This window comes from Acinetobacter dispersus (assembly GCF_009884975.1).
In the GTDB taxonomy this organism is placed as follows: Bacteria; Pseudomonadota; Gammaproteobacteria; order Pseudomonadales; family Moraxellaceae; genus Acinetobacter; species Acinetobacter dispersus.
In genome coordinates this window covers 1,165,242-1,179,235 of record NZ_CP041970.1, presented here as the reverse complement: position 1 = coordinate 1,179,235, position 13,994 = coordinate 1,165,242, and the positions used below count along the sequence as shown (strand labels likewise).

Annotated in this window: 15 protein-coding genes; 4 read left to right on the top strand and 11 right to left on the bottom strand. The window is 38.9% G+C overall.

The window, feature by feature from the left end; translation table 11 throughout:
* Nucleotides 1–37: 37 nt before the first annotated feature.
* Together FPL17_RS05285 and FPL17_RS05280 are read right to left on the bottom strand one after the other, a co-directional pair.
* The gene (locus tag FPL17_RS05285; protein ID WP_159883763.1) at nucleotides 38–1,486 is read right to left on the bottom strand and encodes an aldehyde dehydrogenase family protein; all 1,449 of its coding nucleotides are present in this window, start codon (nucleotides 1,484–1,486) and stop codon (nucleotides 38–40) included.
* A 46-nt stretch (nucleotides 1,487–1,532) separates the two neighbouring features.
* Nucleotides 1,533–3,086, bottom strand: a complete 1,554-nt coding sequence (locus FPL17_RS05280) for a carboxylesterase/lipase family protein (protein ID WP_159883762.1) — start codon at nucleotides 3,084–3,086, stop codon at nucleotides 1,533–1,535.
* A gap of 356 nt (nucleotides 3,087–3,442) precedes the next feature.
* Between FPL17_RS05280 and FPL17_RS05275 the strand changes: the two genes are divergently transcribed.
* Entirely contained in the window at nucleotides 3,443–3,886 is a 444-nt protein-coding gene (locus tag FPL17_RS05275) for a MarR family winged helix-turn-helix transcriptional regulator (protein ID WP_004807086.1), read from the top strand.
* A gap of 63 nt (nucleotides 3,887–3,949) precedes the next feature.
* Here the strand turns inward: FPL17_RS05275 and FPL17_RS05270 are convergent, their stop codons facing one another.
* Together FPL17_RS05270 and FPL17_RS05265 are read right to left on the bottom strand one after the other, a co-directional pair.
* Complete coding sequence (locus FPL17_RS05270; RefSeq protein ID WP_159883760.1) at nucleotides 3,950–4,321, bottom strand: hypothetical protein; 372 nt, start codon at nucleotides 4,319–4,321, stop codon at nucleotides 3,950–3,952.
* A 15-nt stretch (nucleotides 4,322–4,336) separates the two neighbouring features.
* Complete coding sequence (locus tag FPL17_RS05265; protein ID WP_159883758.1) at nucleotides 4,337–5,353, bottom strand: MBL fold metallo-hydrolase; 1,017 nt, start codon at nucleotides 5,351–5,353, stop codon at nucleotides 4,337–4,339.
* Nucleotides 5,354–5,603: 250 nt separating this feature from the next.
* Between FPL17_RS05265 and FPL17_RS05260 the strand changes: the two genes are divergently transcribed.
* The 3 genes from FPL17_RS05260 (at nucleotide 5,604) to FPL17_RS05250 (ending at nucleotide 9,206) form a co-directional block, all read left to right on the top strand.
* Nucleotides 5,604–6,236 carry a TetR/AcrR family transcriptional regulator gene (locus FPL17_RS05260; RefSeq protein ID WP_159883756.1) on the top strand — a complete coding sequence of 211 codons (633 nt, stop codon included), beginning with the start codon at nucleotides 5,604–5,606 and terminating at the stop codon, nucleotides 6,234–6,236.
* A 563-nt stretch (nucleotides 6,237–6,799) separates the two neighbouring features.
* The gene (locus FPL17_RS05255) at nucleotides 6,800–8,089 is read left to right on the top strand and encodes a serine hydrolase domain-containing protein (protein ID WP_159883754.1); all 1,290 of its coding nucleotides are present in this window, start codon (nucleotides 6,800–6,802) and stop codon (nucleotides 8,087–8,089) included.
* 196 nt (nucleotides 8,090–8,285) lie between these two features.
* Nucleotides 8,286–9,206, top strand: a complete 921-nt coding sequence (locus tag FPL17_RS05250) for a LysR family transcriptional regulator (protein WP_159883752.1) — start codon at nucleotides 8,286–8,288, stop codon at nucleotides 9,204–9,206.
* A 46-nt stretch (nucleotides 9,207–9,252) separates the two neighbouring features.
* On the opposite strand, the gene madM is transcribed toward FPL17_RS05250, so the two are convergent.
* The 7 genes from madM to FPL17_RS05215 are packed head-to-tail and all read right to left on the bottom strand — an operon-like array spanning nucleotide 9,253 to nucleotide 13,989.
* The gene (gene madM / locus FPL17_RS05245; protein ID WP_159883750.1) at nucleotides 9,253–10,020 is read right to left on the bottom strand and encodes a malonate transporter subunit MadM; all 768 of its coding nucleotides are present in this window, start codon (nucleotides 10,018–10,020) and stop codon (nucleotides 9,253–9,255) included.
* Nucleotides 10,013–10,429 carry a malonate transporter subunit MadL gene (madL, locus tag FPL17_RS05240; RefSeq protein ID WP_159883748.1) on the bottom strand — a complete coding sequence of 139 codons (417 nt, stop codon included), beginning with the start codon at nucleotides 10,427–10,429 and terminating at the stop codon, nucleotides 10,013–10,015. Before madL ends, madM begins: the two co-directional genes overlap by 8 nt.
* A gap of 49 nt (nucleotides 10,430–10,478) precedes the next feature.
* Nucleotides 10,479–11,408 carry a malonate decarboxylase subunit epsilon gene (mdcH, locus tag FPL17_RS05235; RefSeq protein ID WP_159883746.1) on the bottom strand — a complete coding sequence of 310 codons (930 nt, stop codon included), beginning with the start codon at nucleotides 11,406–11,408 and terminating at the stop codon, nucleotides 10,479–10,481.
* Nucleotides 11,409–11,420: 12 nt separating this feature from the next.
* Entirely contained in the window at nucleotides 11,421–12,023 is a 603-nt protein-coding gene (locus FPL17_RS05230; RefSeq protein ID WP_159883744.1) for a malonate decarboxylase holo-ACP synthase, read from the bottom strand.
* Nucleotides 12,020–12,841 carry a biotin-independent malonate decarboxylase subunit gamma gene (mdcE, locus tag FPL17_RS05225; protein WP_159883742.1) on the bottom strand — a complete coding sequence of 274 codons (822 nt, stop codon included), beginning with the start codon at nucleotides 12,839–12,841 and terminating at the stop codon, nucleotides 12,020–12,022. Before mdcE ends, FPL17_RS05230 begins: the two co-directional genes overlap by 4 nt.
* Nucleotide 12,842: 1 nt before the next feature.
* Complete coding sequence (locus FPL17_RS05220; RefSeq protein WP_159883740.1) at nucleotides 12,843–13,694, bottom strand: biotin-independent malonate decarboxylase subunit beta; 852 nt, start codon at nucleotides 13,692–13,694, stop codon at nucleotides 12,843–12,845.
* Nucleotides 13,687–13,989, bottom strand: a complete 303-nt coding sequence (locus tag FPL17_RS05215) for a malonate decarboxylase subunit delta (protein ID WP_159883738.1) — start codon at nucleotides 13,987–13,989, stop codon at nucleotides 13,687–13,689. Before FPL17_RS05215 ends, FPL17_RS05220 begins: the two co-directional genes overlap by 8 nt.
* Between the last annotated feature and the right edge of the window lie 5 nt (nucleotides 13,990–13,994).

Here is a 13,994-nt window from a genome sequence, read left to right as displayed (position 1 = left end):
CCGAGTTTCTTTATTAAGACTCGGTCAAAATCAAGTCTTAATTCAGATTAATGGTGACCCATTTCCACTCGGTTAGGGTCTCAACATCGATATCTGTGCCTTCACGACCAAAGCCACTGTCTTTTACGCCGCCAAATGGGACATGCGGTTCATCCAGAATCGTTGGTGCATTGACATGAACCATTCCAGATTCAACCTCTTGAACAAAGCGGAATGCTTTATTGATATCTTGTGTGAAAATCGCAGAAGAGAGACCATAATTACTGTCATTGGCCTGTGCGATCGCTTCGTCTAAGTCAGTAAATGAATAAACAGATGTCACAGGTCCAAAGGTTTCTTCGCGGTACACCACCATCGATTCATTAACTCCGGATAAGATGGTCGGCTTGCAACGATGACCAATCCACTCTCCGCCTGTTAATACCTTTGCACCTTTAGCTCGTGCATCTTCAATATGATGGCGGACACGTTCACGTTGACGTGCCGAGATAATTGGCCCAACAGAAGTACTTTCGTCATATAAATCACCTAAACCTAAGGTTTCAGCTTTTTTGACAAAACGGCGAAGAAACTCTTGCTCAACTTTCTTGTCAACATAGATACGGCTTGACGCCATACAGGCTTGACCCTGAAAGAAGAACTGACCCATTGCCGCAGCTTCTACAGCAGCATCAAGGTCTGCATCATCTAGAATAACCAGAGGACTTTTGCCGCCTAATTCTAAAAGTGCACGTTTCATTCTGGAACCACACAGCCCACCAATATGTTTCCCGACTCGACTTGATCCCGTAAACATGACTGCCTTGACCAAATCATGCGTTGTTAATGCATCGCCAATGACAGCACCATTCCCAGTAACAACATTGACGGTTCCTGGTGGGAATCCAGCTTCGTGGTAAATATCTGCAAGCAAGTTACTAATCATCGGTGCTTGTTCCGATGGCAGTAATACAACGGTATTCCCTGTCGCTAATGGAGACGAGCTCAGTTTCGCACTTTTTAATAGTGGTACATTAAATGGAGTAATTGCTGCCACCACGCCAATAGGTTGGCGAGTCGTCATTGCAAAACGACCTAAACTGTCAGATGGAAGTGTTTGGCCAGAGATACGACGTGCCACACCTGCCGCTGCACGTAAACAATTGGCAGCATAGGCGACTTCGTAACGTGCTTTGCCAATCGGAGAACCCACTTCTTTGACCAATAACTCTATGAATTTATCTTCATATTTTTCCACCAAAGATGCTGCTTTGATTAAATAAACTTCTCGTTCTTTAGCAAGGGTTTTACGATAGTTTTGAAATGCAACATGGGCACTTTGTACTGCACGATCTACATCACTTTCATCGCCATCCGCAACTTCTGCAAAGACAGAGTCATCTTCAGGGTTATGGTCAATAAAATACTGTTGAGATGCTGGAGCTACACGCTCACCATTGATCCATAAATCAATTTTCTTAACTTGGTTTTCAGTTGTTACAGACATTGATCTGTCTCCTGTATTGAGATTTTAGAATGATTAAAAAGAATGACTATTTCGGGCATGATCTATTTGAACTACGCTCTTGGATCAGCTTGGCTCCATCCGTCTTAAACAAGAGCGTATTCTTGGCGTTATTTTGATATTGAGTCCAATTCACCAATGCATCGCCATTTGGATTACCTGTTTTGATAAAGTTGGCCCAATAATTCACCATCGTTTTAGACAGCTCTGCTTGAGATGGATTCAGTTTGGTCAGGCTTCCATTGGCACCACGGAAGTCTTTAAACAGATAAGCCAACTCTCCTGTATGGTATGCACCATAAGCAATAGAAATAGGCTTGATATATTGAGGCGCAGATTTGTCAGCAAATTCATAGCTGTATAAAGCTACTTTTTTAGAGAACAAGTCATTAAACGTTATCGTAGGACATACGAACTTGTATTTGCCGAGATCCTCACTGAATGCTTGCGTATAATCTGTTGATGTATTCGGCTTTTTATTTTTGATGATATGTTTTTGGGTGTTCTTACCGTACAGTCCAGTTAATGAACCAACATAGTCGTCATAATTCATTTTTCGACCGAGTGAATTTTCAATCACGCCAGCAAAGAAACTACCCTCATCCGTATTAAAGCCATTGATCATGCTTGAAATATTGAATTCATTACTTTCTATCGATTGATAGAAAGATTTGTTCAAGGTTGTATTGTCGATGAAAAAACCATCATTGAATAATGAGCTAATATCTGGCGTTAAGAACTGTTCTGTTGGTTTGCTCTTTAAACATGCACTGACCGCAGCAGCATCACCTACACAATTTAGTTTTTGAGCGATGGTATGGGTCACTTGTTTTGCATCAGCGACATTCTTTAAATCCGCATGATAAGAACCACTGGCAGCGATGGCCTTTTGAAAAAGATTTTTAGACAATGGTGAGAAGATGTTGGCTAGGACACTTTGCCCACCTGCTGATTCGCCAAAGATCGTAATATTTTTTGCATCGCCACCAAAGGATTCAATATTCTTATTCACCCATTTTAGTGCGGCTTGTTGATCCATTAATCCTAAATTAATAAATGCTGCATCTTTGTTGGCAACATTGGGATTGTAGAAAAATCCAAATGGCCCTAAACGATAATTAATGGTGACAACAATAATGCCCTTATCAATAAAATACTGAGGATCATACTCATTGGCAGAACCCGTTTGTAATCCACCGCCAGGAATCCAAAATAATACAGGTGCTTTTTGATTTTTATCCAGACTTACATTTTTAGGGGCATAGACATTTAAGTATAAGCAATCTTCAGAATCACTTATTTTACTGAATCCACCCAAATTCGTTGTTGTTGCACAAGTATTTGCCAGATTCCCTGCATAATAAACAGCGTCTAATTTTCTTTTTTCGACAGGTGCTTCCCATCGTCTTGCGCCAATTGGGGCTTCAGCATAAGGAATACCTTGAAATCGTACTAAGTTGCTTTCTGCAACACCTTGAATCTGCCCATATGATGTATCAACGATATCTGATAATTCATAAGCATGGGTCGCTGTTATTGATAATGTAAACAGCGTGCAAAGAGATAATTTAGATAATTTCATATTTAACTCACGATAGAAATTTGAATGAGATATTCAATTAATACAAATTTTAACGACCAGAATTCTGAACAACGCCATTAAAATTTGTATTAATTGCCTTTAATTTCCTATTAATGATTAATGCCTTAGTGTGAATAATCCTGATTTTCAAGTGGGTAAACTGGATCACAATCGCATTAAAGATATTTTTATAATTCGTACTCCCAACTGCGGGAAAAGCCTCTGCCAAAGCACCTCGTCTCATCGTTTGAAACACCTCTATACAATAAGATATGATTGTTCTGCTCAGATGCAGCTCCAATCAGGATTATCAGTGCACTGATAATATTTCTTGTCGGCAAAGGATTCCTTTATCTATGAATGTAACTAAAAGTAACGAAATGTTTGGCTATGATGATGGCTATTTGGGATATCTATTGCGGAAAGCGGCTGGTGCGTATCGCTTAAAAATGGAACGTGTTTTATTAGAATTGAAAGTTACTTCAGCTCAATTCGCTATACTTTCAATTATTTATAATTGTCCTGGCTTATCAAATGCAGAAATTGCTCGTCTATCTTTACTTACGCCGCAGACGGTCAATCAAATTATTTCTAAGTTAGAGTCGCAAAATTTATTAATAAAGAAGAAACACCCGACGAATAAAAAAGTTCAGCAATTAGAACTGACTGAAAGTGGAGTCGAATGTTTTCATAAATGTAATGTCATTATTGAAGATCTAGAAGTAGAGATTAAAGACCAAATGCCACCAGACATTGAAAGTGGCGTTCGTGAATGGCTAAAGAATATTATTGAAAACTAAATGAGACATTTAGACCAAGAGAAGAATTTAGTTATCTTTCTTGGTCTTTTTCTAGAAATCATTTTAAAACGTTGAAGACAATAACTTCTGACTCAGCAGGATTGCTTCTTCTTTCGTTTGGACTTGGTAGAACGACATTTTCCAGATTTTTTGATCCCGATCTAAAAACATGGGATCAACTTTTTCTTCCGCAATCTCAATCCACCCTTTCACGATGGATAGTGCTTGCGTATTTGCTTTGATCCACTGAATGGTCTGTTTCCATTGCGCTTGTGATGGCGATGGTTCATTGAATTTGGATTTTAGATCGCGGATTAATACGAAAGGTTGATTGCGCTGCAGCAACTGATCTAACTGCTGTATAAATTCAGCTAAACTACCTTGATGAAGATGACTCACTTCCACTATCGGGAAGTTTTCTAAATTTAATTCCATGCCATACTCCCAAAATTATTTAGCAGGATCAGACTGAAGTTCGTTAACTAAGCTACGTAACACGATTGATTGTTTTGTAAGCTCGGCATAAAAATTTGCAATCTGGAATGGGAGAAACACCCTATTATTCCACTGAGGATATTCTCTATAAATCGTAGGTGATATCTTTTTAATAATCTGATTTTGGTTAAGCCCTAAATCAATTTGCTGATTGACCAAGCTCTTTACTCGAAGCATATGTTGCTTAAATTCTTGTAAATCTTTAACTGTTGAAAGCTTGCCGTGACCAGGTACGACAATCTTTGGCTTCATATCAATTGTTTGCTGAATCACCTTAATCCATTGACTCCCTTTCGAGTCCTCATCTGGCATGATCGGATAGAACTCTCTCTCGTATAGATCCCCCATAAAAATGACACCAGAACGCTGATCATAAATGATTTGATCACCAGGGGTGTGTGCAGGCATCTCTTGTAGTGTAACCAGTCGTCCTCCCAAATCTAGGACTTGCCGATTTGTGTAAGTTTGATCTGCATAACGGAGCTTTACATTTTCAAGTGCATTTTTTTCGATCTTCCCAAAAGCTCGAAACATTTTTAGGTAGTCTTCCCCTTTATCGATTAACTCATCATTTTGTTTCTTGTTAATGATATAAGTCGCGTCTTTGAATTCAGAAGCTCCAAACTGATGCTCTGGATGAAAATGGGTGGTTGTAAGATAAATCTTTCGGTTTTTAGCCATGTCTTTCGCCACTTGATAGACATTTTGACCATTGCTTTGGCCCATACCCGTATCAATAACGAGGATGGCATCCTTTCCCTCAATGATTCCTATGTTAGGCACATAATTAATATATGGGTCAGGGATAAGCCATACCCCAGAGGCAATTTGATGTTTCTTTTCTACTTCGACAATTGGTGCAGCCGTGAGCTGGTACTGAGTACGACTCTCTGTAATCTGATTGCTATTTGCATAAGCATTAAAACCGCTTAATGCAATGAGGGAAAAAGTGAGAAATTGTTTGATCTTCATTGTTTCAGTTTTCTCAATAATTTGAAGAAGTCATAGGATGAATTCATAATATGAGTAAAAGCTCACATTAGATACTCGCATTTAGCCATGGTCGAAGAGATGGATATAAATTAAATAAAATCAATTAAATAGAATTTATCTCTATTGTGTATTTGTAGGTAATTTCGATATTACTCATATTTTTAGATAACAATTATATTGATCGTTACTAATAAAAGTGAGTTAATGCTCACATTTAGGCTGTCTACTTATGATCATGAAATCAGCACTCAAACCGAGAAAAGCACCAAGCCAAGGTCGATCAAGAGTGACTGTCGATGCAATTTTACAAAGTGCGGCAGAAATTTTAAAAGAAATGGATTATGCAAAATTTAATACAAATTTAGTTGCAGAGCGCGCGGGCATTAGTATCGGTTCGTTATATCAATACTTTCCCAATAAAGACTCACTCATTGTAGCATTGCATAAAAAGCATACGCAGCACATTGGAGATATTCTGCGGACTGTGATTGATAGCCAAAATGCCCAAACTTTAAAACAGCGAATCGAGTCTTTGGTTGATGGTGTTATTGCTGCCCATTCATTTGAACCTGAGTTGCACAAATTGCTTGAAAAGAAACTCCCTTTCTTTGATATCAATAGAGTTGAAGATGAAACTGGGATTCGACAAGAAATCTTCCGTTTAGTTGAATTACATCAAGATGAGATCGTAGAAAAAAATAAACCGCTCATTGTTTGGATGATCTTACAATTATTAGAGTCACTCATTCATGCAGCAGTGCTTGCCCCCCCAGTCAATGTGAAGCCGCAAGAGCTAAGAAACGCCATTATCCAATCGATATATCGTTATCTGACTAAAATTTTAATTAATAAAGAATTATAAATTATTTAAATGGTTTTTATAAATATAATTTACATCTTTGTTTAATGCTCGATCTACCTGGTTTTAATGTTGTCAGATCCACTTAAAATAAATAAAAATTAATCATTTAATCATTTAATCATTTAATCATTTAATCATTTAATCATTTAATCATTTAATCATTTAATCATTTAATCATTTAATCATTCTCTGTTTTTATCATTAAAATGAGTTTTATATAGTCAATTATTCTAATCGATTTTATATATACAGTAATTTCAATAAGACAGGTGTTTTTACAAGAAAAAAATAATTTAAATTCATATAATATTAAATTTTAATTTTTGTGCATGTATTAGCCTTAGGTTAATAATTTCGAAAAACAGTTTATTGATTGGGTATGCGAATAATCATAATTTAAAACTATGAGAGCATCATGGGAGATAAATCTTCATTTTTTAACTCAGGTTTCTGAGTGGTATGAGAATCTGCATTAGGCTATTTAATTTTAATTATTTTTAACAAGTTAAATTGAAGCAGTAATTGGAATTGGAACAATACAAATATTTTCAAGGAATTTAAGTATGAAATCAATGAAGTTAGGAATGGTTTTTGGAACATTAATTTTTTCTCAAGCTGCTTTAGCTCAATATGATTGTAAAAGCTTAGGCATGAAGGATTGCCCCTCACCCGTAGATGCTAAGCTCCCCTCTGCTCATGATATGCTGACTTGGTCACCAAGTGACAGGGTTATTGGTTTCCGAAATACATATCGGCTGTATGATGGAAGTGTTTTTAGACCTGACCCAAAAAATATCCTTCCACTTCAAAAAAGTAGTATTCAAATAACAAATAAGGATATTACATACGCTGTTAATAACAAAAAATACCAGTTAAATGATTATTTAAAAAGCCAAAATACGACTGGGTTAATTGTTTTAAAAGATGGGAAAATCGTTCTTGAATATTATGGTCAAGGTAATACTCCAACCACACTCTGGACCTCTCGCTCGATTGGTAAATCAGTCGTTTCAACTTTAGTTGGTATTGCGATTAAGCAAGGTAAAATTCATTCAGTAGATGATCCAATCATCAGATACCTTCCAGATTTAAAAGGGTCTGCATGGCAAGATGTAACATTAAAACAAATCTTACAGCATGCTTCTGGTGTGGAATGGAATGAAGACTATGCTGATCCTAATTCTGACTTTGCACATATGACCTATTGTGAAGCGCAAGCGAATCCTAATGATTGTGTTTATAAACTTGTGAAGAATGTTAAAGCCAAATATAAGCCTGGCGAAGTATGGTCTTATAACACAGGCGGTGCGTGGCTCGTTGGAAAAGTACTTGAAGCCGCAACGGGACAAAATATTGCACATTATTTGCAAGAAAACATCTGGAAAAAGGTGGGAATGGAACGTGAAGGCGTCTGGCATTCTTATCAGCGTAATGTGACTGATATGGGAGGTCATGGTTTTAATGCGACACTCAGAGATTATGCACGCTTTGCCCTGTTTGTATCAAAAGAAGGGAGACTTGCAAATGGTGAGAAATTATTACCAGACCATTGGTTAAAAGATTTAAGTCATTGGACGACAGCAAAAAACTCGGTCACTTCTGAATATCCTAAAGGACAGTATGGTTACCAATGGTGGAATTATCATCCAACCTCTGGTGCACCACTCCATTCTAAAAACATGGATGCGACCTTTTGGGGCCGTGGAATTTTTGGCCAGCGTATGGCGATTAATCCAAAAAATAATATTATTATGATGCAGTGGAGCACATGGGATTCCGCTCGCCCTTCAGCAGAAATTGAAAACGAAAATGCATTATTCTTTAATGCTGTCAGTAACTATTTAACCCAGTAAGTTTTAATCGCAAGACAATAATTACAATGAGAGTAAATATTGTCTTGTACTATCTTGAGTTTAACTCGTACATATCATCTCTATAACCTGATTTTTCACTTGGTTTAATAAATCTCTATAAAAAATACAATCCCAATACCTAACCTTTTAATATTATCTATATAATTGTTTTTATTATTTTAATTTAGCTCGTGCAATGAAAATAGAAGAAGAACTGACCCTCAAAAAAATCCAAATTTTTTTGGCTTTTATGCGTCATGGAAACTTATCCAAAGCTGCGGATGAGATGCAAATCAGTAATGTCAGTGTACATAAAGCATTGCACTCCTTAGAAAGCGCCCTACGCTGCCCTTTGTTTAAAAATGAAGGAAGAAACCTGATTCCACTGAAAAGTGCTTATGTCTTGCAAGAACATTCACATAAGCTTATTCAGGATATGATTATTACCGTAAATAAAACCCGTGAAGCCGCAGGTTTTGCTGCAAAGATATTGCACCTAGGTTCACTCTATTCACTCACTGTGAATACGATTCCGAATGTCATTAGTGGATTAAAGCTGCGTCGAGGTGAGCTAGATATTCAACTTCTTCTAAGTTCAAATTTAGACTTGGTCACAAAACTAAAATCGACTGAATTAGATGCCATTATTGTTGCACTCAATGACACGACCGATGACTCTGATTTTGAAACACTTCCAATGTTTCAAGATAATATTTATCTAGCCGTCAATAAAAACTCTCCGTTAGCTTTAATGAATGAAGTAGATCTCACAACATTAAAGGACGAAAAGTTTTTAACGCTTTCTAAGGGTTTCGCAACACGTAATGATTCAGATATCTTGTTTGAAAAAGCAGGAATTGATCCAAAAGTATTTTTACAAGTGAGTGATATTTTTACTTTGGTCAGCATGGTGAGTACAGGTGTTGGCTTGGCATTGTTACCAGGCCGTATTTCAACGATCTATGAAAGTTCAGTTAAGCTCATTCCTTTGAAAAAGCCCTTTCAAATTAAACAAGAGATTGGTCTGGTTTTCCTAAAAAGTAAAGAGCGTGACCCAAATCTACTGGCATTAATTGCAGAATGCCGTATGTTTTCCAAAAGATTCTTAGAGATGTAAAAAAGCCCTGCATGTATTGATGAAGGGCTTTTAAAAAGATCAATAATTAGTTACCAAGCAATGCTTTTACTGCAAAAAACAAGATTGTTGGTCCCATCAGGCAACCTAGGCCTGTATGGAATGTTGCGGTTAATGCACCATAAGGAACTAAACGGCGATCAGTAGCCGCCAAGCCAGCAGACACACCACTTACTGTTCCTGCCAATCCACCAAAAATCATTGCTGAACGTGGATTATCGAGGCCCATAAATTTTGCCGTCATTGGTGTTGATACCATGACACAAATTGCTTTCACTAGACCAGTTGCAATAGAAAGCGCTATAACTTCTGAACTGGCTCCAATCGCAGCACCAGTAACAGGGCCAACAATATATGTAACAGCCCCTGCACCAATTGTCGTAATACTTACAGCATCTCGATAACCGAAAATCCACGCAAAGAGACAGCCAACAATGAAGGGTAATATTGTGCCTAAAAGTAGTGAAAAAGCACCAATAAAACCCGCCTTTTTAGCTTCAGTTGCCTGCACTTCAAATGCGGTTGCGACAATTGTAAAGTCCCGCAACATTGCACCGCCCATTAACCCAATACCAGAGAACAAAGCAATATCCGTAATCCCTTTTTCGCCACCTGTAATGGTTCCACCCACCCACGCTAATATCAAACCAATAATGATGGCAATTGCTGAAGCATGTACTCGACCATTAGTTAAATATTTTGACAGTTTGGTGGATAACCACATAATTAAGGCAATCAGTGCAAAGGCAGTGACCAAGCCTAAATGTGTTAAATCTTTTAATAGCATCTCAACCATGAGCTTTGCCTCCAACCCTTGTTAATGTGTTTATTTCTTCTTCTGGTAACGGCGTTCCTTTTTTATAGCGACTTAAGGCTGCAATGGTGATAGTACATACTGCAACAGAAAAAATTGCAGCTAAAACGGCCATATGTCCACTTGTAATCGCAGAGACAACATTCTGTTGTGCCGCCATTGCAACCACGACAGGGATATACATCATGCCCCAAAAGACGACCCCTTTTTCTGTCTCTACATTCATCAGCCCACGCTTGTCCATCCATAAGCGAATACAAATGAGCAAGATCATTGCAATACCGACACCGCCAACATTCGAGGGTACGCCTAGTAGAACACCTAAAGCATCGCCAATAATGACGCCTACCAGCGTACATAAGGCAAGTAAACCAACGCCATAAATAATCATTTTCAATTTCCTCTATCCATTGAGTGACTTCATTTATTTTTGATTTTGTTTATGCAAAATTACCGTGTTTATGCATTTCCATAATCAAATTTTCCAATTTTGTATTTTGAAAAGACAAAACCGTTCCTTCTTTAAATACTTTCCGTGCTAAACCTGTCAGTGTTATGCCTGGCAAAGCTTCGATTTGCAATCGCACACCTCGTTCCCATGCGGCCTGAACAGTGTTTTCCCAATCTATCGTTCGGCTCATATTAAAAATGAGATCATCAAGAATCTGTTCACCTGTTCTAAGCAAACGAGCAGAAGTCCCGCTTAAGTATTTAATGTTTGGTTGATTTAATTGAACTCCCTCCGCCAAATAGGCCAATTGCTCGGCTTGCTTTTCCAATAAACAACAGTGTGATGGCACACTGACGTCTAATCTTTTTGTTACTGCTCCAGATTGAACGGCAAGCGCTTCGACCTGTTGCATTGCGCTATCTGAACCTGAAATCACGATCTGGTTTGGGGCATTAAAATTTGCAATATAAACATCAGATTGATGCTTATGGATTGTTGAAACCCACTCCTGAACTTTAGATGAGTCCGAACTGAGGATTGCTGTCATGCCATAGCCTTTCGGATAGGCTCGTTGCATCAACTCTCCCCGCTTTGCCACCAACGCAAGACCATCTTCAAAAGTAATGACATCTGCGACGGTAGCCGCAGCCCATGCACCAATCGATAAACCCGCAACATAGTCTGGTTCGAGCCCTTGTTCTTTCAGTAGAGATGAACAAATCACGCCTGCAATGTACAAACAAAGCTGAACGGAATACGTCGATTTCAATGCTTCTTTTTGATCAAGCAGCAGTACATCTTGATGCAAAATATCTGATGCTTGCTCTAGATATTCCTTTACCAGTGAATGTTGAGGTAAATCATGTAACATATTTACTTTCTGAGAACCTTGTCCTGGATATACCCAGATTGAACTCATACCTTTTTCCTTTTAATGCCAAGGATTTTTGACTAAAACCGCTTTATCATTTTGTTTTAGCAAAACCTCTCCTGCTGTCCTTGCCCATTCTTTGAGTGCGACGCCGCCTAAAGGTGTTTGTAACTGCACATCAATGTTGATACCCAAATCTTCTAACGCCCTTAACATAATTTTCGCTTCAGATTTTGAGATGCATTGTTCTGTGCGAATTAATAAATCAACATCACTATTTTCGTTGACTGTTTTAAGTCCTGTTGCCAATTCATAACCGACACTTCCTGTGTATCCCCATGGCAAAGAAAAAGTTTGCATGGTTTTATAAACCCGCTGCAGTTTGTATTGTAAATGAGGGAATAAAGCCAAATTTTTTGCAAGCAGACTTTCTGGACTCACCTTTTTGATAATCGCCTGAATAGGCATTTCGGTTGCAAAGCGTTGGCTTCTTTGTTCTCCACGAATACCTACAGTGACCATATGCGTCTTCGTTACTGCCCGCCTAACCACAACAGGCTTTTGCTCAGATAGTACTTGAATGGCCCAATCTGGCGCATTTTCAGGTAACATATGTGGATTCATTCCCCACAATAAATCATGCGCCTGAAAATGATGACTCATGACCATTGCTCACGTAACAGTTCTCGAACCTGTTTCGACGCTTTACGGTTTTTCCCATTTAAGCGATGTTTTAAATCAACATTGCCTTGTTTTTTAATATCTTGAATGGCTTCATTCACTGCGGCTTTAACAGCGATAACATCTGCTACAGTAGGTTGCTCGGCAGCTTCTACCTCAAGAACATCAGATAACAGCCCTAAGGTGCTATAGCTTTCGATATCATAAGCCATGGGTGGAATTGTCGCAGCCAAAGCTTCAAGCTCTTCCACAGTCCTTAAAGTGACACGTGCAGCAGATTCTTTACCCATCGCATGCACCATAACGCCTTGATCTTTAAGTGCCAGAATGCGATTAGCCTGATAGCCATGCGCCAAGAATGCCCCAGACATCGATTTACCAACTAACAGGCTAACGATCGGATGACCAGCTAAGCGGGCCGTTGCATAAGCATCTACAGCGCCAGCAAGGGCTTGATGAATTCCGAGTACTTCTTCTCGTCGTCCATAAGCTTGGCTCGGTACATCGACAATACACAAAATTGCGCGTTTCTTGGTTTTTCCCCAATCAGCTTGAATCAGTTCATCAATTGCTTGTGCCAACGCCCAACCTTCCAATAAACCAACCTCACCACTTCTTGCCCGTGGGTACTTATTCAGTTCATCTGCGACAATGGCAAAAACACGAACCTCCTGAGCATTCCATTGGCCATCAGCAATGAGCAATGAATCAATTGGGGTTTCGACTAAATTTAAATTCTGGGTTAAAGCATTAAACCAGTTTCGTCCACGTAACGAGGCTTGAGTAACATGTGTATTCATTTTAGACCTCTTTTCCTTGATATAAGGCTTGAACTTCAGTTGGTAATATCTGTGCTGTCGTATCCACCTGTTGAATTTTTGACAGGTAAAAAGCAGTATTACGACTCCGATGGATCAAAGGCTGACCTTGCACAATACATTGAACAATCTGTTGTTGGATCTTTTGACGGTCGTCTTCCACATACACATCGACGAGACCACTGTTAAAACGTTGTTCCCCGCCAGTAATACTCCAGATAAAAGGACGATCTTTTGCATCGTATTCCTGCATGCCAGCTTCTTGTTCAATGACTTGAGGCCCATTCAGGCCCAAACGACCTTCTTGCGTCATAATCAAATAACTACACAGTCCGGCTGCAATCGACATCCCGCCAAAACACCCTACACTGCCTGCGATGACACCAATAACGGGTTGATATTGTCTTAATTCGACAATGGCAGATTGAATTTCGGCAATTGCAGCTAATCCCAGATTTGCTTCTTGTAAACGAACACCTCCGGTTTCGAGCAATAAAATTGCTGTTGTAGGGATATCGTTCAGGTTGTCTTCTACTGCTAGTTCTAAAGCCCCAGCAATTTTAGCTCCACCCACCTCACCTAGACTGCCACCTTGGAATATGCCTTCAATTGAAATCACCACAACAGGATGTTGCTCAATACGTCCTTTTATCACAACGACACCATCATCAGCTTGGGGAACGATGTTTTGTTTCGCTAACCAAGGTGACATGATTCTTGCAAACGGATCTAATAATTCCCGAAAGCTTCCCACATCGAGTAAAGATTTAGCCCGATCACGTGCTCCAAGCTCAATAAAACTTTGTTTATTCAATAAGTGATTTAGATCAGCCACCGTTCACCTCCTCGAAAGCTTGTTCAAGTCTCAAACGAACCACACCTGGGGTCGCGCCAAAATCATGGATATCAATGTTGACAGCGGGAGGACGATGAAGTGAAAAAATTCGTTCAAATAAATTTTTCCAGTGTTGTTGACGACCATCGACAGAAGTGACCACTTTTATCGTCGTGGTTTGACCTGAACTGTTCGGTTCCATCAGAATCTCAAGATCACCAGATCCTACACAGCCAACGAGAGCTGATTTTTTGGGAATCTCTGCTGCTGCAAATTCAAAAGTTAATGTTTCCATCGCTA